Source organism: Gemmatimonadaceae bacterium, assembly GCA_020846935.1.
Taxonomy (GTDB): Bacteria; Gemmatimonadota; Gemmatimonadetes; order Gemmatimonadales; family Gemmatimonadaceae; genus RBC101.
The window spans coordinates 149238-169121 of record JADLCY010000011.1; the positions used below are offsets into that span (position 1 = coordinate 149238).

The following is a 19884-nucleotide window of genomic DNA, read 5'->3' on the forward strand; positions in this document are numbered from 1 at the left end:
GTGAAACTCGTTGTCGGCCTGGGCAACCCGGGCAGGAAGTACGAACAAACGCGCCACAACGTCGGCTGGTGGGTCGTGGACCACCTGGCCGACGTTTGGCGTTTCGACGCCTGGCGCAAGGATGGCGAGGCCCTGGTGGCGGACGGCCGCCGGGGCCCGCACCGCGTCCGGCTGATGAAGCCGCAGACGTACATGAACCTGAGCGGCGCGGCGCTGAGGCCATTCGTGCGGCGGGAGACGTGGTCGGCGGCCAGCGACCTGCTGGTCGTGGCTGACGAGGTGCAGTTGGCGTTAGGCAGGTTTCGCCTGCGCGCCAGCGGCAGCGCCGGCGGCCACAACGGCCTCAAGTCGATCGAGGCGGCGGTGGGCAGCCAGGACTACGCCCGACTGCGCATCGGCATCCGGCCCGAGGCCGAGCATCGTGAGGTCGGCGTCCTGTCGGACTTTGTGCTCGATGCGTTCGGCCGCGGGGAACGGGCGCGCGTCCGCGAACTCTTGCCGCAGTTCGAGGGCCTGGTGGACACATGGGTTGGTCAGGGCGTGTTGGCCGCGATGAACGCGTTCAATCGTCGTCCGGCGGCCCCGGAGAAGCCGGACGATGCCGGGGAGCCGCGCGGGAAGCGCGAGCCGCCGCCGACCGACTGACCGACGGTCTGTCCGGGCGTGCCGAGATGTGCCGGAGGAGGCTGACGATCAGGCGGCACACCTGCTCGCATCTGGCCTCGAGTACGGCCCGCTCCGACGTACGAATGGCTTCGAGGTCGGCCGCCAGCCGAACGAGGTAGCCTGACTCGCGGGCCGCAGCGAGCGCCATCGACAGGCAGGCGGCGAACTCCGTCGCCGAGGACCGGGCAGATCCTTCGACGATGTTGGCCGAAACGGCGATCGCGGCCCGTCGCAGTTGGTCGGCGAGCGCCTCGTGGCGCGCGCCGCTTCGCCGATCGAGCGCCGAGAGGGTGACCACGGTGAACTCATGCGCCTTTTGCCAGGCGATCAGTCGTTCATGGGGAGACATGCCGAAGAATGCGAGCACGCCGCCGCGGCCGCACACCCATTCCCTCCCGGGTTGATACATTTCTCCGCCTGACGCGGCGGCTGCGCGCCTCTCGCGCGGCGAAGTCACCCAGGCCGCGCGTCGCCCTCGGTACGTCGCGACGGCCCTCGACTCTCAGCGAACCACTCGTGCTCTCCCTTGGTATCGTCGGACTTCCCAACGTCGGCAAGTCCTCGCTCTTCAATGCGCTGACCTCGTCCGCCGCGGCCGCGGCGGCGAACTATCCGTTCTGCACCGTCGATCCCAATGTCGGGATGGTCGAGGTGCCTGACGAGCGGCTTGGCCGTCTCGCCGAGGTCGTGCAGCCGAAGAGAACCGTTCCCGCGGTCGTGCAGTTCATGGACATCGCCGGCCTCGTGAAGGGGGCGGCGCAGGGCGAAGGACTCGGCAACAAGTTCCTCGCCAACATCCGGGAGACAGACGCGATCGTGCACGTCGTGCGGTGCTTCGAGGATCCCGACGTCACGCACGTGATGGGGGACGTCAATCCGGTTCGTGACCGGGAGGTGATCGAGTTCGAGCTGGCCCTGGCCGACCTTGGCTCCGTCGAGAAGCGGCTCGACAAGGTGCAGCGATCCGCGCGGTCTGGCGACAAGGACGCGCAGGCGGAACTCCCGGTGCTCGAAGTGGCGAACCGCACGCTCGCCGAAGGAAAGTCGCTCCGCGAGGCGGCGCTCGACGCCGGTCAGCGCGCGCTGCTCGCGCCGCTGCAGCTCCTGACGCTCAAGCCGGTACTGTACGCGGCGAATGTCACCGATGCCGAGTTGAGCGGTGAAGAGGGCGCACATGTCCGTGCGTTGCGCGCGGCGGTGGCGGCGAGCGGAGAAGCCGCCGAGGTCGTGACGTTCTCGGCGAAAATCGAGGCGGAACTGGCGGAGCTTTCGCCGGAAGAGCGCCGGGAGTTTCTCGGATCCCTGGGCATCGAGTCGGCGGGCCTCGATCGACTCATCCGCGCCGGCTACCACCTGTTAGGGCTGCAGACCTACTTCACGGCAGGCGAGCAGGAGGTGCGCGCGTGGACCATCCACCTCGGCGACACGGCGCCCAAAGCGGCCGGCGTGATCCACACCGACTTCGAGCGCGGGTTCATTCGCGCCGAAACGGTGAGCTATGCGGACTTCGTAGCGCTGCGTGGCTGGAAAGAGGCACGGGAGAAGGGCGCGGTCCGCTCGGAGGGCAAGGAGTACCTCGTGAAGGACGGCGACGTGATGCTCTTCCGCTTCAACGTCTAGTGACGCGGCGCGGGCGCCAGTTCTTCCACGCATTCACGGCCATCGACGCAGCAGGACGTCACATCGTCCTCGCCAGGGCTCGGCCACCCGAAGCTCGCGGGAGGGTGAAGGCACACGCAAAGCCGCGGAGCGCGTCGAGCCATCGGTGTCAGCCCAGCTCGAGCTGCTCGTTCTGAGTGACGGGTGGCGACGCCGGCTCGAGCAGTCCCGCGTCGTCCTCATCGGCCTTGTTCACGCGCGGTGAGATCGTCCACGCCTTCATCAGCTCGGACGGAAACGCGCGGACGAACTCGGCGACGCCGGGATCCGGCGTGCGCGGGTCGAGCCAGGTGAGGTAACGGTCGGCCGGAATGATCACCGGCATCCGATCGTGGATCGGCGCGAGGAGCGCGTTGGGCGCGGTCGTCAGGATGGCGAACGTGGCGAGGCCCTCTCCCCCGTCCTTCGGTCGCCAGAAGTCCCAGAGTCCGCCGAGCGCGAACGGTTCGCCGGACCCGAGCCCGATCGCCCATGGCTGCTTGCGCCTGGAGCCGGGAACGGCCTGCCATTCGTAGAACACATCGGCCGGAATGAGGCAGCGGCGGAGGCGCATCGAATCCCGGAACGCTGGCTTGGTGAACGCGTTGTCGGCGCGCGCGTTGGCCATGCGGGCGCCAACGGCGGGGCTTTGCGCCCACCACGGCACCAGGCCCCAGCGGAGCATCCCGGCGTCGCGCTCACCTTTGCGCTCGCGCACGACGAGTGCGGGGGTCCCGGGCGCGATGTTGAATCGAGGCCGTATGCCCTCGGGGAGCCCGACGATCCCGAAGCGTTCGAGTTTGAGCTTGTCGGGCCGCGAGAGGCCGAATCGACCGCACATGGCCTGAGAGTGGCCGCGAGTGCGTCGCGAGGCAACGGCGAGACGTCGCATGGCAACCACGGCGCCCGGCGCGGCCGCTGGCCAGCCCGGCGCATCGACCATGGGTCCGGGTGGGAGAGCCCTTGTACCAGCGGGCCGAGGGCGCGCCCCTTGTGGTCGCGTCGCCGTCGTCGTGCGGGCGAGCCCATGCACCTCGGGTGAGACGCCACGTGCTCCGTACCGCCGTTGAGGTCTCGCGGCGAGCCCATGCGGGTGGGGCGCGTCGGGGGTTCGTGGTGGCCTCGCGCGCGAGCGGCGAGCCCATGCACCTGCGGGTGAGGCACACAGCCAGCGCCCCACGCTCTCCTCCCCTATGTTTCCGCCCCGCAACGCCTTAACTTGTTCGGCTCGACAACTCACCCTCCTCCCCCCGAGGCAACCGGCGGGAGGCGGAAACTGACCAAAGGGAGGTTTGCCAACCGTGTCTCGAGAGTACGAGGCGGTCTACATCTTCGACTCCACGCTCGAAGATGCCGCCATTCAGGAGAAGATTGCGCGACATCACGCGCTCCTCCACGCGACCGAAGAGATCAAGGTCGAGCAGTGGGGCCGACGCCAGCTGGCGTACAAGATCGGCCGCCGCGAGACGGGCTACTACGTCCTCGCGCGATTCCTCACCGATGCCAAGCACCTGCCCGAGTTCGAGCGCGCGCTCAAGCTCGACGACGGCGTCGTTCGCTACCTGATCACCCTGCACGAACACGAACTCGGCGCGCCCCCGCAGACCGAGGAAGAACTCGCGGCCGCCAAGCGTCGCGAGGAAGAAGAGGAGGACGAGGACTGACCATGCGACGACCCAGAAAATCCTGCCCGTTCTGCGAAGGCCGCGTCCACTACGTGGACTACAAGGACGACCGTTCGCTCGGCCGCTTCATCACCGACCACGGCAAGATCCTGCCGAGCCGACTGAGCGGCGTCTGCGCGCGTCATCAGCGGCAACTCGCGACGGCCATCAAGCGCGCACGCTATCTGGCGCTGATTCCGTACCTCCGCGGCCATCAGGGCGCGGCCTGATCACGGGGCCAACGCCGTGACCGTTCCGACCACACCGTCCACGGCGTCACCGATTCCGGTGACGTCGCCGGCGCCACGCGGCTGGTTCCGGCTGCTGGTGGCCATGGTGCTGGCCCTGAGCATTCCGGTGATTGCGCAGTTGCGATTGGTCGTTCCGGTGGAGCAGACCATCCTGTTCCTCGGACCCGCCATGGCCGCCTGCGGCCTCGTGGCGTGGTGGCTGGGCGGCCGCCTTTTGATGTTTGTCGCATGGGGTGGGCTCGCCGTCTGGATGCTGTCGATGAGCCCTCCGAGTGCCCCGAGCTTCGATCCGTTGAGCCGTGGGTGGGTGCTGCTGGTCGGTGCTGCCTTCGGCGTGGTGTCGTGGATGGATCCGCGCCGCACATTCTTTCCTCGAGCACTCGCCGCGACGGCGATCGCGTACGCGGTGTCCCTCGGCATCCTGGCCGTCGGTTCCGCCGAGGTCCAGGACGTGGGGCGCTCGGTGAGCGATGAGTTCGCGCGGCGATTGGCGCAGGTGAGCGACCAGTACGAAACGCGGGCACGGACGCCGGAGTGGCGTTCCTTCGTCGAGCGCTTTCCAGGGGCGGCAGATGTCGTTGAACAGGGAGAGGCGCAATTGCCGACGATCGCACGCACCTCGATCGGCATCTTCCCCGCCCTGCTCGGGTTGCAATCGCTGGCCATGCTTGCCCTGGCGTATGCGGTGTTCCACCGTTCCAGCCGCACACGCATCGGACCGCTCCTGCGTCCGCTGGCCGAGTTTCGGTTCAGCGACCAGCTGATCTGGGGCGTGGTGCTCGGCGTGACCCTGCTCGTGCTGCCTCGCCTCGGCGAGGCGAAGGGGATCGGGCTCAACCTGGTGGTGTTCTTCGGTGCGCTGTATGCCCTTCGGGGCCTCGGCGTACTGTCGTGGTTTCTCGCACCTGGGCGACCGACCCCGGTGCTGTTGGTCGTGGCGGCGTGCCTGGCGGGCCCGGTGGTGGGCATCTTCTCGCTCGGACTCGGACTCGCAGACACGTGGATCGATTGGCGCGGCCGCCTGCGGCCCGCCGGATAGGCAACTACCGGCGCTCCCGCGGGAGCGCTGCATAACGAGTGGAGCACTCTCATGGAAGTCATTCTTCGACAGGCGGTTGATTCGCTCGGACACCCGGGCGACCTGGTAAAGGTGTCCAACGGGTTCGCCCGGAACTTCCTGCTGCCGCGCGGCATTGCCGTCGAGGCGACAGAAGGCAACAAGCGGCGCATTGCGCAGGAGAAGGCGCGGCTCGAGGCCGCCGAGGCCGAGCGTCGGCAACACGCCGAAGCGCATGCGACGCGGCTCGAGCAGGTGTCACTCACCTTCTCGGCGCGCGTCGGCGAAGAGGGCAAGCTGTTCGGTTCGGTCACCGCGGCCGACATCGCACACCAGCTCGAGGCGCAGGGGTTCACGGTCGAGCGTCGGCAGATCGACCTGCACGAGCCGATCAAGGCGCTGGGCGTTTATCGCGTGCCGATCAAGCTGCACGCCGATGTGAAGCCCGAAATCAAGGTCTGGGTCATCAAGGCCTGATCGAGGCAGCACATCAGGCGCACGGGGCGCGGGCCAGCAGGTCCGCGCCCCGCGTGCGTCCGGGGAGGTCGTCGTGCGCGTCGTCGCCAGGTCGCCGTGCGCGGCGTCTCCAAGGCGGTCGCCGTCACGCGCCAGGCGTAGGCACGGGCAGGTCCGCGCCGCGGCGTGGCCGCGCGATAGCGCCGTTCAGCACGCGGCTAGGGTGCCGCTCCCTTCTGCGTGTCGCTGGGACGAGGGCGGCGCATTATGCTTGGCGATGGCGCCCTCGTGACCGGGGGCCTGGCTGCGGCGGACCTCGCCGCTCCGGGAGCCGACGGGCCCCTCCGCTCTCACGCATGGCATCGAGCAATCGCACCACCTCGGCAGCACTGGCTCAGCGCATCGCGGCGCTCTGCCTCGACAACAAGGCGACGGACGTCGTGATCCTCGACCTCAATGGCGTGACCGACATGACCGACTTCTTCGTGATCGCCAGCGGCACCTCCGATACGCATGTCCGGAGTACCGCGGAGCACGTCGCCGAGGCCATGAAACACGAAGGTAACGCCGCGCACCATGTCGAGGGCGTGACGCAGGGCCGGTGGGTGCTCGTCGATTTCGTCGACGTCGTCGTCCACCTGTTTCATCCCACGCTCCGCAGTTTCTACCAGTTGGAACGGTTGTGGGGAGATGCCACGATCGTCCCGATCGCGTCGCAAGGAGCTTCCGCATGAAGATCCGTCCGTTCGCCTCGCTCCGTTTCCTGCTGGCCATGGCGGTCTTTGCCACAGCCACCCGGGCCGAGGCCCAGCTCTACTTCGGCCAGAACCAGGTCCAGTTCGACAAGTTCAACTGGAAGGTGCTCGAGACGGAGCACTTCCTCGTGCACTACTACCCCGAAGAAGCGAACATCATCAACGATGCGGCGCGGATGGCCGAGCGTTCGTACGCGCGACTTTCGCGGCTGCTGAACCACCAGTTCCGGGAAAAGAAGCCGCTCATCCTGTTCCGCTCACGCACCGACTTCGGGCAGAACAACGTGACCGGGGACCTTGGTGAAGGGACCGGCGGCGTCACCGAAGCGCTGCGGCACCGCATCCTGCTGCCGTTCACCGGAGACTTCCAGTCGTTCGAGCACGTACTGGCGCACGAGATCGTGCATGGATTCCAGTACGACATCTTCGCGCGCGGTCGTGCCGGCAACGGCCTGCAGACGCTGGCACAGGTGCAACCGCCCCTGTGGATGATGGAAGGCATGGCGGAGTACCTGTCGCTCGGTCCAAAGCACGTGCTGACACAGAGCTGGATGCGCGACGCGGCACTCAACGGGTCGCTGCCGACCATCAAGCTCATGACCGACTACCCCGATCGCTTCTTCCCCTATCGTTTTGGTGAAGCGCTGTGGGAGTACATCGGCGAGCGCTGGGGTGACGATGTCATCGGCGAGATCCTGAACTCCACGCCCAACGTCGGCGTCGAGCGCGCGTTCAAGCGCGAACTGGGGCTGTCCCTGGAGGAACTCAGTGACGAGTGGCGCGAAGCGATGCAGGTCAAGCACCTGCCGCAGATCGCCCAACTCGACCGCGCCCGCAAGTTCTCCGAGGCGCTGCTGAGCCAGCGCAAGAGCGGTGGCATCGCGCAGTTGTTCGTTGCACCGTCGTTTTCACCCGATGGCAAGTACATCGCCTTCATCTCGCTCGGGAGTTACCTGCGCGGCGAAGTCTTCCCCGACCTCTGGCTGGGCAATGGCGAGACGGGCAAGCGCATCAAGCGACTGGTGAAGTCGGCGCTCGATCCCGACTTCGAGGAACTGCGGCTGCTCTATTCGCAGAGCGCGTTTTCGCCGGACAGCCGCACGCTCGCCTTCACGGCGCAGCGCAACGGCAAGGACGTGCTGTACACAATGGACGTGCAGCGTCGCCGGGTGACCCGGACGTTCGACGAGCTCCCGCTCGACGTGGTGATGAACCCGTCCTGGAGCCCGGACGGCAGCCAGATCGTGGTCTCGGGATACGACAGTGGCATCCACGACCTGTTCATCATCGACGTGGCGACGGGTAAGCTGCGGCAGCTGACCAACGACAAGCACGCGGAGATGATGCCACAGTGGTCGCCGGACGGAAAGACGATCGCGTTCGCCACTGATCGCGGCGCCGGCACGGATCTCGACGTGCTCAAGTTCCAGAAATGGCAGATCGCGACCTACGACATCGCGTCCGGTCGCATCGACGTCATCCCCGGGCAGGCGGGCCTCAACCTGAACCCGATGTGGGCGCCGGACGGCAAGTCCCTGGCGTTCATCTCCGACCGGACCGGCATCTCCAACGTCTTCTTGTACGACTTCGACCGAAAAGAGCATTTCCAGCTCACCAACGTGATCGGTGCGGTGTCGTCGTTCTCCGAGTATTCACCAGCGATCACCTGGGCGCGTGGCGCGGACAAACTCGCGTTCACGTACTACGAGAACGGTGACTACACGGTCTGGGCCGTCGCCAATCCCCGCCGACTCCGCAAGGAGCCCTACCGCGAGACCCCGGTGACCGTGGCTGCTACCAGCCCGACCCGCCCCGTCGATCGCCCGACCAACGCGCGCCCCAACACGGACGCGGCGGGCGACATGCTGCGCGCGATCGCAAGCGCCGCGCGCGCCGCCGATACGACCAAGGACGACGTGGTGTCCGTGTATCGCTCCGCGACCGGGATCCGCCCGTCGGCCGATGTGCCGACCTCCAGCGAGCGATCGGGGAACGCGCCGATCTCGGTGTCCGCGCTGCTCGACAGCGCAACATTTGCCCTGCCGGACACCACGCGCTTCCGCCAGTACGCCTACAAACCGGGCCTGCAGCCGGAATACATCGCACGGCCAAGCGTCGGCTACGCACAGGACAACTTTGGCCGCGGGCTGTTCGGCGGCACGGCGATCGTGCTCGGCGACATGCTGGGCAACAACCGACTGGCCCTTGCCGGCCAGATCAACGGCCGGTTGAGCGAAGCCTATGCGTACGGCGCCTACACGAATCTTGCGAACCGCCTGCAGTATACCGTTGGGGCCGCGCAGACCCCGATCTTTTTCCTCAACGGCTACAGCGAGGAACCGGTCGGCAACGGCACGCCACGCATCGTTCAGTCGTATGACATCGCGCGCTACATCGTGCGGCAGGGGTTCGCCATCGGCATGCGGCCGCGCAACCGGTTTTCGCGCTGGGAGTTCGGCGTCAACGCGACCAATCTCAGCTCATCCGTCCAGCGGATTCAGCGACTCGTCGACTACGGCCTGGGCTTTGCCTCCGACTTCGTGACGACGGAGGTGATCAACGGCCAGAGTCGCAGCTATGTGGGACCGTACCTCGCGTACGTGTCCGACAACGCGCTCTTTGGCTACACCGCGCCGATCTCCGGTCGACGCTTCCGCTTCCAGGTCGAACCGTCGGTCGGACAGCTGCGCTGGACCGAGTTCACCGCGGACTACCGCAAGTACGTCCCGCTGCTCTTCAACTTCCTCACCTTTGCCTGGCGCACGCAGGCCAACATCGGCGTCGGCCGTGACGAGAGCGCGTTCCCCAAGTACATCGGCCGGCCGGACTTCGTGCGCGGCTATGATCGCGAACAGTATCTCTCGCAGTTCTGCGGTGGCCTCGTGAACGACCAGAGCGCCTGCAGTGCAACCGAACTGCTCGGATCCCGGGTCGCCTTTGCCAACGCCGAACTCCGCTTCCCGCTCGTGCGTCGCTTCGACCTGGGCCTGATTCCGATCTCGCTGCCACCGGTGGACGGCCTCTTCTTCTACGACGCCGGCATCGCGTGGTCACGCGGTCAGTCGGTGTCGTTCCGAAAGCCGGAGGGCTACGACCAGGCGCGTTCTCGCTACATGCTCCGCAGCTACGGGGCTGGCATTCGCCTCAACCTGTTCGGCTTCGCCCTCGTGCGCTGGGACTATGCCATTCCGCTCGATCGACCCGGCGCAAAGGGCTACTGGATGTGGACGCTGGGCCAGTCGTTCTAGCGCACACGTCAAGAGGACACGAGGAGCGAGCGGGGGAGCGTCACACGGCGCTCCCCCGCATCGCGTCGTGACGTCGCGCACCACGCGCCGCCTGCCGCGTGTGGACCCGCGCCTGTAACTTGCGGCGTGCGCTACGCCTTCTTCGCACTCTTCGCTGGCCTGCTCCTCGCCTGTGCGCGCGAAAGCGAATCTCCGCAGGGTCGTGCGACCACCATGTCGGCTGGCCCCGATCCGGTCGTGGTTCGGATTCCACGAAACGGCGGGACGGCGCGCGCGTACCGTTTTGCGTCGCTCGACTCGACGATCTGGCGCTCATCGCAGGCGGCCCCTGCCGTCGAGCGGGTGCTCGCATTCGACGCCGAGAACGGGCTGCTGGCGATCGCGGATTCCGCGGGCCAGCCCGGCTGGGTCGACCTCCGACTCGGCACGGTAAGGCGCCCGCCCAGGGCCGCGTTCAGCTCGCTGGTGTCGGCCGATGGATGGTCGGTGTATGGCATCACCGGCAAGAACGAGATCGTGCGCATGACACCTAGCGGCGACTGGCAGCAGTCGCCGCGGCGCAAGGTCCGTCGACTCATCCCCACGCCAGACGGGACCGTGCTCGCTGTGCTCGACGCCGGAAAGGGTGAGGGGATGTTGGTTCGACTCCGCCCACCCGACGACGAGGTTACCGACTCGGTGGCGATCCCGCTCGCCGAGCGCGCCGCGATCACCCCAGTGGGTGACCGCGTGTACCTCGGCGCGGGCCCCGACCTCCTCAGCGTGTTGCCGGACGAGGTGGCTCAGGTCCAACGGTACACCGCGGACGATGACATCCTCGCGATGGCGCCGACTCCAAGCGGCGACCGCGTGTTTGTCGCCAACAAGGGCTCGGCGCGACTCGAGCGCTTTGATCGCTACGCGAATGACCTCGCAGGGTCGGTGCGCCTGCCGGGCCTGATCACCGAACTGCGCATGGACCCGCTCGGGCGATACCTGCTGGCCCGTCCGGTGCATGGCGATTCGGCGTGGGTCGTATCCGTCGGGACGGAGACGCTGGTGGGTGTGGTGCGTACGTCGTGGCGCGCCGATCTCCCGGTCGTGGCGTTCGACGGTTCGGTCGTGACGCTGCGCGGGAGCAACGTGGCGTTCGTTGAGCCCACCACCAACAAGGTGGTTCGTACCGTCGCCAAGGGCGGCGATGACACCTGGTTCTTTACCCGATGGAACGGGTTTCGCCCGCGCGCACGCGGAATCGATCAGCCGGTGTCGTTCCGCACGGGCGCGAGTGAGGTGGCCCCCGTGATCGCGCCGCCCGCCGGGACCACCGCGACGCCGCCCGTGGACACGGCGACGATTGATCCACCGGCGCCGACACCCGCGGTACCGGTCACTCCGGCCCTGCGAGCGCGCACCGGATGGACGCTCTCCTTCGCGGCCGTGCTATCGCTCGATCGCGCGCGGGAGATCGCGGCATCGATCAACGTGAGGGGCGAGCGCCCCCGCGTCGTGACGGGCGATGCGAATGGCACCCCGATCTACCGCGTGGTCCTCGGGCCCTTTGACTCGCGAGACGAGGCCGAGCGCGCCGGCAAGGCCTCGGGACACAGCTTCTGGATTTTCGAGGGCGCCCCCTGACCGACACCATGCTTCGGGCCTTTGAGGCCACCTGGGAGCAGGCCGGGCATCGAGTCGCCCCCTTGCTTGACGGCGTGGCAGCTGCCGCCGTACTCGGTGACGACCCGGTTGCCACCCGGGCCGTTGCCCTTGGCCTCGCCCGAGCGCAGGCCATGCACCGTCGCGTCTTTCTGGGCGACCTGCTCGGCGATGAGGGCGACGGCCTCCCCGACGATGGCGCCGGGATCAGCGACATGGTGCGATACGGCATTTCCATCGGACGCGCCGCGCGCACCACCGACGACTCGCCCAATCTCTTCACCCTGCACGGCGGCACGGAGTCTCCACTGGCCGAAGATGTGCTGACCAGCCCACGCTGGCGGGCATTGAGCCGACAGGTGCACGGAGCCGGGGCGATCCTGCTCATCTCGGCGCCCTCGCGCGTCCCGTCGCTTGGGGCGCTCGTGGAGCAGTTCGACGGCGTCGTCCTGGTCGGCGACGCCGCGCGACCCGGCGGGGTGACGGTCCTTGCGGACGTACAAACCGCGGCGACCATGCGCACACCCACCGTTGCCGCGCGACCCGTCGCACCGCGAGTCGAACGGCGGTCGGCCCGCTGGCCCTGGGTCGCGCTGGCGGCCGCACTCGCTGCCGGCGTGCTCGCAATCCCTCAGGTGCGTGAACCGCTGCTGCGAGCCGCTGGGCTGGCGAGTCCCGCATCGGTCGCTCCAGGCGTCGATTCCTCCGGCGGGCAGCTCCCCGTCGTGCCGCCACGCGTGACTTCTGACGCTGCGTGGAGCACCGAACTGCGTTTCCTCAACTCGCGGGCCGATGCGCAGGCGGCGGTGCTTGCGCTCCACGACTCCGTCCCGGCGGCAACGTTTGCCGACGTCCGCACGAGTGCGGACTCCACGGCATGGTACCGCATCCTGGCGGGTGCCTTTTCAGACAGCATCTCGGCGGAGAACTTTCTGGCCGCGTTGCGCACCTCGGGAACCACGTTGGGCTCCGCCGGCGCCGTCACCCACGTTCCGTTCGCCCTTCTCGTTGACTCCGCCTCCGATAACGCGATGGCCCGACTGCGGGTGACCGGCTATCAGGGGCGAGGTCTCCCCGCGTATACGCTGCGCGATTCCACCGGCGTGTGGCACATCTATGTCGGCGCCTTCACCGACGGTGCCGCGGCGGCGTGGTTCGCTCGGCAGCTCGATTCGCTGAACATTCAATCGGTCCTCGCGGTCCGGACCGGGAGTACATCGTAGGTGCGGCTCTCCAAGCTCGAGATGCATGGCTTCAAGTCGTTCGCCGACTCGACGACCATGGAGTTCGACGCCGGTGTCACGGCGATCGTGGGTCCCAACGGCTGCGGCAAGTCCAACGTGTCCGATGCGGTGCGGTGGGTGCTCGGCGAGCAGCGTGCGCGCATGCTCCGCGGCGCGAAAATGGAAGAGGTGATCTTTCAGGGCTCGTCGGCTCGACGCGCGGTGAACCTCGCGGAAGTCTCCCTGTTCTTCGAGAACGACGACGGCGGCCTGCCGATCGCGTTCAAGGAAGTGGTCATCACGCGGCGGCTCTCGCGTTCCGGAGACAGTGAGTACCTGATGAACGGGGCCTCGTGTCGCCTCCGTGACATCCACGACATGCTCCGCGGGACGGGCCTTGGCGCCGACACTGGCGTGGTAATCGAAGCACGGATGATCGACGCCCTGCTCTCCGATCGGCCCGACGATCGGCGGGAGCTGTTCGAAGAGGCTGCCGGTGTGGGCCTGTATCGCGATCGGCGGCGCAGCACCGAGCGCCGGCTCGAGGAGACCACGGCCGACCTCGCCCGCCTCGACGACTTGCTGGGCGAAGTCCAGAGCCAGGTGCGGTCGCTCGCCCGCCAGCGCAAGAAGGCCGAGCGTCACTCCGAGCTCATGGCCCGCCGTTTCTCGGTCGATCTCACCGTGGCCGCGGGCGAAATGGCGGCATGGCGCGAGGAACTGTCGCAGCTCGAGGTCCGGCTCGTCGACTTGCGGGAATCCGCGCCAGTGGCGTCGGCGGAGGTCGAGAGCGCAGAGCAGCGCCGTGATGCACAACACGAGGTGCGTGCGCAAAAAGAGGCTAGCCGCAATGAGTTGGCCCGTCTCGCCTCACAACAACAGCAAAGCGTCCAGGAACGTCGCTCCGAGGTCGCCGTCGCCGAAGAGCGCCAGCGGAACGCCCTCGAGCGCAGGCACCGCGCTGAAGAAGAGCGCCGCGAAGGTGCGGCGACGGGCGAGCGACTGGCGTCTGAGCGCAGCGCGGCGAGCGACGAACTCGCGCATCTGGACCAGCAAACGAAGATCGCCGAGACACACCTCGCCGAGCGCGCGATTGCCGAAGACAATGCCCGTGGCGAGGTCACGAATCGGCGCGGCGCGGTGGATGCTGTCGAACGGGAAGTCCGAGAGTTGCGCGATCGCGTCCGGCGCCTCGAGCTGGATCGAGAGGGAGCCCAGCGCGAGATGGCGGAGTTGGACGCACGAGCCTCACAGCTCGGAGGCGAGCGGGAACTGCTCGCCGATGCCGCCTCCGCGCTGCAGCGAGAGATCGTCGCCGCCGACCAGGCGATGGAGACCGCCCGCGTGGCCGTGACCTCGGCACAGGGCGAGCTGGAGTCCACGCGCACGGCCGCGCGCGCCGCCCGAGACCTCGACATCGGCGCCCGCGCAGAACTCGCGCGCGCCAACGACGCCTCGACGGCGCTCGAAGCGCGACTCAGCGCGCTCGAAGGCCTCGAGCGCGAGCGGGTCGGCCTCGCCCCCGCCGCCGCACGTCTCCTCCGCGACCGCGAGCGCTTTGGACCGGGCGCCGTGCTCGGCCCGATCTCCGACTTCGTGACCGCTGGATCAGCGTCAGCGCTCGTCGTCGAACGGTTCCTGGGCATGTCGCTTCACGCGATCGTCGTGCGTGATCAGCACACGGCGGCCGCGGTGAGGACGTGGCACGCGTCGACGAATCCGGGCCCCCTGCTCCTCCTGCCGCTCGACGCCGCGCCACCAGCGTCGGGCCGAGACGACGGAGATCTCGCCGGTCAGGTCGACGCCGCGCCTGACGCCGCGGCCTGGGTGCACGCCTTGCTGGACCGCGTGCGCACGCTGGATGAAGGCACCGCGTTCGTCGACGCGCGTGGCGCCGTGTGGCTCCCGGGCACGGTGGCCGGCGCCGGTCCACTGCGCCGCCGCGCCGAGCTGTTTGCGCTGCGAGCCGAGTTGCAGGCCGCGCAGGACGCCCGCGCGGGCGCGACCGCGGCCGCCGAATCTGCGCGTGCGGCCCTCGTCGCGGCCGAAGGTGCGGTGTCTGGTGCGGCCGAGCGGTCGGCGCTGGCCCAGGCGGACGACCGACGCGCCAACGACGTGCGGGGCGAACTGGAGCGTCGTCGGCTCCGCTCCCTGCGAGAGCAGGAAGAGGCCGAAGCGCTCGCCAACCGGCTGACGGCGCGCCGCACGCAGCTGAGCGAGCGACTCGCAGGCGTCGATACCCAGGTCGGAGAGGTCAGCGCGTCGCTTCACGAACGTGAACAAGGGATCGAGGCTCGGCGGGCAGCGGCGGCGGCAGCGGAACGTGCGCTCGAAGAACTCCGTGAGAACCGAACCCGCGACCAGGTGGCGCTGGCGCAGCTAAAGGCACGCCTGCAGGTGGCCACCGACAGAACGGTACGCCTGGAACAGGAGCACAGCTCTGCGTCCCAGCGCCTCGCGACGCTCGCCGAGGAGCTATCCTCGCTTGGCGAGTCCGATCAGCGCATGGCCACGCAGCTTCAGGAGTGGCACACGGACCTGGACGCGCGCGTGGCGGTGCTGCGTGACATCGAGACGCGGCTGGGTGCCGCCGAGGACGATGTACGCGCGGCCGACCAGGCGCTTCAGAACGCGGAGCACGCGCTCGACGCCGCGCGCCGCGAAGCGCATGATCGCGAGTCAGCGCTCCATCACGCCGAGTTGAGGTTCATCGAGTTGTCGGGCAAGCGGACCGCGATCCGTGAGCGCCTGGAGACCGAGTGGCGGCGCCCGCTGGAGGACCTCCTCACCTCGTACGAGCCGGTGGATCTGCCAGAGGATGCGCTGCGTGCCGAGGCCGAGCAGCTTCGCGGCGAAGTGGAGCGACTCGGCCCCGTGAATCCGCTGGCCATCGAGGAACACGAGGAAGAACTCCGACGCTTCGAGTTCATCACCAACCAGCGCAACGACCTCTCGGAGGCCAAACACAAGCTTTCGCTCGCCATCCGCGAGATCGACACGACGGCCCGGGAGATGTTCCTGACCACGTTTGCGCAGGTGCGCGAGAACTTCCGCCAGATTTTCATGACGCTGTTCGGCGGAGGCGAGTGCGACCTGCGGCTGGAGAACCCCGAGCTGCCGCTCGACTGCGACATCGAGATTCATGCGTCGCCGCGTGGCAAGCGAACGCAGCGTATCCATCTGCTCTCGAGCGGCGAGCGGGCACTCGTCGCCCTCTCCCTGCTGTTCGGCATCTTTCTCACGAAGCCGAGTCCGTTCTGTCTGCTCGACGAAGTGGACGCACCCCTGGACGACGCGAACATCGGCCGGTACGTGCGCATGCTGAACGAGTTCAAGAGCAAGACGCAGTTCATCGTGATCACCCACAACCCCCGCACCACCACCGAAGCCGCGGACGCGGTCTACGGCGTCACGATGCAGGAACCGGGGGTGTCGTCGCTCGTGAGCGTGCGCATGCGCGGCACGACGGTCGACGAGTCGGTCGAGGCCCCCGACGCGCCGGTGGTGGAGCCGCAGGGCGTCGAGGCCGCCTGACGAGCGTGGCGAGGCCCGGTCCGAGATCGTGCGACTGACGACGATCGGAACGGGCACCGCGGCCCCACATCCGCTCAGGGTGCAGAGCAGCGCGCTCATCGAGGCGGGCGCGGTGCGGCTGCTCGTGGACTGCGGCAGCGGGTCACTCTGGCGCATGGCGCAGCTTGGGCTCGACTGGGCGTCAGTCACGCATGTGGCCATCACGCACTTTCACCCGGACCACACGCTGGACCTCGTCAGCCTGCTCATGGCCTGGCGATACGGCATGTTGCCGCCGCGAGACGCACCGATCACGCTCGTTGGACCGGTGGGCCTCGATGCGCTCGTGGACCGCCTCGCCGCCGCCACATTCCCCGCGCTGCGCACCAACGTCCCGGGGATGCGGATCATCGAGGTGGGGCCGCACGAACCGTTTTCGTTAGGCGATGACGTCGTGCTCGAAGCCTGCGCGGTGCCCCACACGCCGGAAAGCGTGGCGTTTGGCCTCACCCACCGCGGCCGCCGGCTGGTCTGCTCGGGCGACACGGGCATGGACACGGCGTTCGCTGAGTGGGCCAGCGACGCCTCGCTGCTGCTGCTCGAGTGTTCGCTGCCCAGCGCCATGGCGGTGGCATCCCATCTCACCCCCGAGCAGTGCGGCGCGATGGCGGCGATCGCCAGTCCCGGGCGGCTCGTGCTCACGCACCTGTACCCGCCGGTGGAGCGCGCGGACATCCGAGCGATCGTCGGCGAGCGCTTCGGCGGACCCATCGACGTTGCCAACGACGGCAGCGTGTTCCTCGTCACATGACCGGAACGTGCCACGCGCGCCCGGGGTACGTTTCCCTCGTGACCACTCCTCCCATGCGACGTCTCGCGGCCTTGGCGAGCTTCATCCTCCCCTTCGCGCTCGGCGCCCAGGCAAGCCCCGCCGACCAGGCCATCGATCGGGCCGTTGCGGCGTACGCGACGGTCCGAACCGCGAAGGCCACGTTCGAGCAGAGCATCACGAACGCCCTCACCGGTTCCACCATCCCGTCGAAGGGTGCATTCGAGCAGGCCCGCCCCGATCGATTTGCCTTCCGTTTCACCGATCCAAAGGGAGATGTGATCCTCTCGGACGGCAAGTTCGTATGGCTGTACCTGCCGAGTTCGACGCCGGGCCAGGTGATCCGGGCACCGCTGACGGCCGACATCGAAGGATCGATTGACCTCATCGGCGCGTTCTTCTCCAACCCGCGCGCGAAGTACACGATCTCCGACGCCGGTGAGGCGACGATCAACGGCCGCGTGACGCGAGCGGTGAACCTGGTACCCAGGGGCGACGCCGGGTTCGCGCGCGCGCGCGTCTGGATCGATGACGAGGGCTTGCTCCGTCAGTTCGAGGCCCAGGAACACAACGGCGTCTCGCGACGCGTGCGCATCATGACCTACGAACCAAATGCCACGGTGTCTGCGTCGGCGTTCCGCTTCACGCCACCAAAGGGCGTGAAGGTGGTCGACGGGTCTACCCTGCGGTAGTTCGCCTCAGTTGCGCGTCGAGGCGACCGTGCCCGCGAACACGTCGGCGGGCCGGCGTACACCGCCCAGCAGGGTCGCTGCGCGCTGGATCACGCCATCCTCGTTGATTGCGCGCCGCGCCTCCACCCCCGCGCCGAACTCGATCCGCGCAATCTCGCGACCGATGAGGATCGACACGATGCCCGACGCGCGATCGTAGGTCGCACGATCCAGGGTGAAGCCGCGGCTCGTCACGAAGCGCCAGGCCGCATCGCGCATGGCCTGCGTCACCACGAAGTCCGGCGAGGAGACCGGACGTGTGCCCCGCAGCGACGCGGCGTAGGCGGTGAGCGCGTCGCGGAAGTCCGTCACCCGCTCCCCAAGCGCCTGCTGCAGCTCGAGCTCACCGGGCGCACGGGACGTGTCGCCCGCGATCACGTCCGGGGTGATGCCGCCACCGCCGAACACTGTCCGGCCGCCGTCCGTTCGGAACTCGTCACTGGCGGCGACCGCGCGCGGGTCGGGCTCGACGGCTCGACCACGATCGATGGACCGCCCCGACGGACTGTACCAGCGCGCTGTGGTGAGCTTGAGCCCTCCCACCGCGGTCTGGAACACCGCCTGCGCACTGCCCTTCCCGTAGGTCGTTCGGCCGAGGAGCAGCGCGCGGTCGTGGTCCTGCAACGCGCCGGCGACGAGTTCTGCCGCACTCGCCGAAGCCTCATCGACCAGCACCACCACGGGAAGCGTGGGCCACCGCTGCACCGCTGTATCGCTGTAGGCCATCGTCGTCTGCGGCGTGCGACCCTTGAGCCGCACGATGAGCTGCCGCGGTTCGAGGAACAGGTCGGCCACGGCCACGCCCTGCGTCACGAGGCCACCCGGATTCCCGCGCAAGTCCAGCACCAGCTTCTGCATGCCGGCGCCCCGCAGCGAATCGACCGCGCGCGTGAGTTCGCGCTCGGTGGAATCCGAAAAGATCTTGAGGTCAATGTACCCAACGCCCCCCGGCAGAAGCGCCGTGCGTCGCACCGCCTGACGATGCACCTCGCCGCGCACCAGCATCATGCTCCAGGGGCGGGGTTCACCCGGTCGATCAACCATCAGTCGCACTCTGGTGCCGACCGCCCCACGCAGCGCGTTCCGGGTTTCGTCGTCCGTCCAGCCCTTGGTCACGCGCCCGTCGATTTCGATGAGCCGATCACCGGGCAGCAGGCCGGCACGCTCGGCGGGCCCACCGGGGAGCGGGGCAATCACCGTCGGAACGCCATCGCGCGAATCCACGCGCACGCCGGAGCCGGTGTACAGCCCCGTCGTCGACTCGGTAAGCCGCTTCAGTCGATCCGGCGGCAGGTAGACGGTGTTGGGGTCACCCAGCTCCTGCAGCATACCCGTCATCGCCTTCTCGAACAGCTGCCCGGTGGGGATCGAGTCCACGTAGTACCGCTGGATGTGCGTCAGCACGTGGTCGAACAGCCGCTCACGCTGCATTTTCGGCGTAGGCCTCGAGAACCCGTGCCCGAGCAGCCACCCCCCGCTGACGAGGGCGCCACCCAGCACGGCGAGGGCGATGAATCCGCGGGTTCGCGACGAGGTCATGTGCCTGTGTGAGACCCGCGAACCCCGCCGAACGTTTCAGGGCGCGCCAAGGCGAGCTGATCCCAGATCCGTGCTTCGACCTGCGACGCCGAGCCCGTGGCGTCGACCAGGACGATCGGGCCGCACTCCGGGTGCTCCCGCTGCCACGCCCCAGTCGCGAACTCCCGAAACGCAAGCGCCACGCGCTGGTGAAATTCGGCGCCGGAGCGCTCCACGCGGTCCGGGGCGCTGCGCGCGGCCGCACGCGAGACCCCATCCCCCGGGGGGAGGTCGAGCAGGATCGTGACGTCGGGAGCGAGTCCCGCCGTGGCAAGCTGGTTGGCCATCCGCACCGCCTCCGCATCGAGGCCGCGTCCCGCGATCTGGTACGCGTACGTCGACAGGAAGAATCGGTCGGTCAGGACCACCTTGCCAGCCTCCAGGGCCGGACGGACCAGGTCGTCCACCAGCTGCGCGCGCGACGCCATGAACAACAGCGCCTCGGCGCGAGGCGCTACCTGGAGCGGCGCATCGAGCAAGAGGCGCCGGACTTCATCGCCCAGCGGCGTTCCGCCGGGCTCGCGCACGACTTCCACGGCGAGTCCGCCTGCTCGGGCGCGGTCGGCCAGCCGCTTGAGTTGCGTCGTCTTGCCGACGCCCTCGGCACCTTCGAGCACGACGAGCACGCCGCGCATCGAAA

General features: G+C 68.3%; 17 protein-coding genes. 13 read left to right on the forward strand and 4 right to left on the reverse strand.

The genetic code is table 11. The features are described from left to right. Positions 1–645 (forward strand): aminoacyl-tRNA hydrolase, encoded by a 645-nt coding sequence (locus tag IT361_13160; GenBank protein ID MCC6318623.1) that lies wholly within the window; start codon positions 1–3, stop codon positions 643–645. Here IT361_13160 and IT361_13165 read toward each other — a convergent pair. Next, entirely contained in the window at positions 563–1015 is a 453-nt protein-coding gene (locus IT361_13165) for a four helix bundle protein (protein ID MCC6318624.1), read from the reverse strand. The genes IT361_13160 and IT361_13165 overlap by 83 nt on opposite strands. 8 nt (positions 1016–1023) lie before the next feature. On the opposite strand from IT361_13165, the gene ychF reads away from it, so the two are divergent. Next, the gene (gene ychF, locus IT361_13170; protein ID MCC6318625.1) at positions 1024–2286 is read left to right on the forward strand and encodes a redox-regulated ATPase YchF; all 1263 of its coding nucleotides are present in this window, start codon (positions 1024–1026) and stop codon (positions 2284–2286) included. Positions 2287–2434: 148 nt separating this feature from the next. On the opposite strand, the gene IT361_13175 is transcribed toward ychF, so the two are convergent. Then, a complete protein-coding gene (locus IT361_13175; protein ID MCC6318626.1) occupies positions 2435–3196 on the reverse strand; it encodes an SOS response-associated peptidase in 762 nt (253 codons plus the stop codon). A 409-nt stretch (positions 3197–3605) separates the two neighbouring features. On the opposite strand from IT361_13175, the gene rpsF reads away from it, so the two are divergent. The 11 genes from rpsF to lolA all read left to right on the forward strand — a co-directional run bounded on the left by rpsF (position 3606) and on the right by lolA (position 17627). Beyond that, complete coding sequence (gene rpsF / locus IT361_13180) at positions 3606–3968, forward strand: 30S ribosomal protein S6 (GenBank protein ID MCC6318627.1); 363 nt, start codon at positions 3606–3608, stop codon at positions 3966–3968. 2 nt (positions 3969–3970) lie between these two features. Next, complete coding sequence (locus IT361_13185) at positions 3971–4198, forward strand: 30S ribosomal protein S18 (GenBank protein MCC6318628.1); 228 nt, start codon at positions 3971–3973, stop codon at positions 4196–4198. Between the two features lie 16 nt (positions 4199–4214). Beyond that, positions 4215–5258 carry a DUF2232 domain-containing protein gene (locus tag IT361_13190; protein MCC6318629.1) on the forward strand — a complete coding sequence of 348 codons (1044 nt, stop codon included), beginning with the start codon at positions 4215–4217 and terminating at the stop codon, positions 5256–5258. A 51-nt stretch (positions 5259–5309) separates the two neighbouring features. Next, a complete protein-coding gene (locus tag IT361_13195) occupies positions 5310–5753 on the forward strand; it encodes a 50S ribosomal protein L9 (GenBank protein MCC6318630.1) in 444 nt (147 codons plus the stop codon). Positions 5754–6088: 335 nt separating this feature from the next. Continuing rightward, entirely contained in the window at positions 6089–6466 is a 378-nt protein-coding gene (rsfS, locus tag IT361_13200) for a ribosome silencing factor (GenBank protein ID MCC6318631.1), read from the forward strand. Then, a complete protein-coding gene (locus IT361_13205) occupies positions 6463–9735 on the forward strand; it encodes a PD40 domain-containing protein (GenBank protein MCC6318632.1) in 3273 nt (1090 codons plus the stop codon). The genes rsfS and IT361_13205 overlap by 4 nt, the downstream gene beginning before the upstream one ends. A gap of 126 nt (positions 9736–9861) precedes the next feature. After that, positions 9862–11352 carry an SPOR domain-containing protein gene (locus tag IT361_13210; GenBank protein ID MCC6318633.1) on the forward strand — a complete coding sequence of 497 codons (1491 nt, stop codon included), beginning with the start codon at positions 9862–9864 and terminating at the stop codon, positions 11350–11352. 8 nt (positions 11353–11360) lie between these two features. Then, entirely contained in the window at positions 11361–12593 is a 1233-nt protein-coding gene (locus tag IT361_13215) for an SPOR domain-containing protein (GenBank protein ID MCC6318634.1), read from the forward strand. After that, positions 12594–16127: a chromosome segregation protein SMC gene (smc, locus tag IT361_13220; protein ID MCC6318635.1), complete on the forward strand. Its 3534-nt coding sequence runs from the start codon at positions 12594–12596 to the stop codon at positions 16125–16127. It abuts the gene before it with no gap. Between the two features lie 28 nt (positions 16128–16155). Then, a complete protein-coding gene (locus tag IT361_13225; GenBank protein MCC6318636.1) occupies positions 16156–16917 on the forward strand; it encodes a ribonuclease Z in 762 nt (253 codons plus the stop codon). Between the two features lie 53 nt (positions 16918–16970). Next, positions 16971–17627 (forward strand): outer membrane lipoprotein chaperone LolA, encoded by a 657-nt coding sequence (lolA, locus tag IT361_13230; protein MCC6318637.1) that lies wholly within the window; start codon positions 16971–16973, stop codon positions 17625–17627. Positions 17628–17633: 6 nt separating this feature from the next. On the opposite strand, the gene IT361_13235 is transcribed toward lolA, so the two are convergent. Together IT361_13235 and tmk are read right to left on the reverse strand one after the other, a co-directional pair. Then, positions 17634–19205, reverse strand: coding sequence for a S41 family peptidase (locus IT361_13235; GenBank protein ID MCC6318638.1), 1572 nt, complete (start codon positions 19203–19205; stop codon positions 17634–17636). Next, positions 19202–19879, reverse strand: coding sequence for a dTMP kinase (gene tmk, locus IT361_13240; protein MCC6318639.1), 678 nt, complete (start codon positions 19877–19879; stop codon positions 19202–19204). Before tmk ends, IT361_13235 begins: the two co-directional genes overlap by 4 nt. Between the last annotated feature and the right edge of the window lie 5 nt (positions 19880–19884).

What these genes read in the sequence shown, in the direction of transcription:
- lolA (MCC6318637.1), top strand. Translation starts at nt 16,971, where the DNA reads ATGCGACGTCTCGCGGCCTTGGCGAGCTTCATCCTCCCCTTCGCGCTC.
- tmk (MCC6318639.1), bottom strand. Translation starts at nt 19,879, where the DNA reads ATGCGCGGCGTGCTCGTCGTGCTCGAAGGTGCCGAGGGCGTCGGCAAG.
- IT361_13185 (MCC6318628.1), top strand. Translation starts at nt 3,971, where the DNA reads ATGCGACGACCCAGAAAATCCTGCCCGTTCTGCGAAGGCCGCGTCCAC.
- IT361_13195 (MCC6318630.1), top strand. Translation starts at nt 5,310, where the DNA reads ATGGAAGTCATTCTTCGACAGGCGGTTGATTCGCTCGGACACCCGGGC.
- IT361_13175 (MCC6318626.1), bottom strand. Translation starts at nt 3,196, where the DNA reads ATGCGACGTCTCGCCGTTGCCTCGCGACGCACTCGCGGCCACTCTCAG.
- IT361_13235 (MCC6318638.1), bottom strand. Translation starts at nt 19,205, where the DNA reads ATGACCTCGTCGCGAACCCGCGGATTCATCGCCCTCGCCGTGCTGGGT.
- IT361_13215 (MCC6318634.1), top strand. Translation starts at nt 11,361, where the DNA reads ATGCTTCGGGCCTTTGAGGCCACCTGGGAGCAGGCCGGGCATCGAGTC.
- IT361_13205 (MCC6318632.1), top strand. Translation starts at nt 6,463, where the DNA reads ATGAAGATCCGTCCGTTCGCCTCGCTCCGTTTCCTGCTGGCCATGGCG.
- IT361_13165 (MCC6318624.1), bottom strand. Translation starts at nt 1,015, where the DNA reads ATGTCTCCCCATGAACGACTGATCGCCTGGCAAAAGGCGCATGAGTTC.
- ychF (MCC6318625.1), top strand. Translation starts at nt 1,024, where the DNA reads ATGCGAGCACGCCGCCGCGGCCGCACACCCATTCCCTCCCGGGTTGAT.
- rsfS (MCC6318631.1), top strand. Translation starts at nt 6,089, where the DNA reads ATGGCATCGAGCAATCGCACCACCTCGGCAGCACTGGCTCAGCGCATC.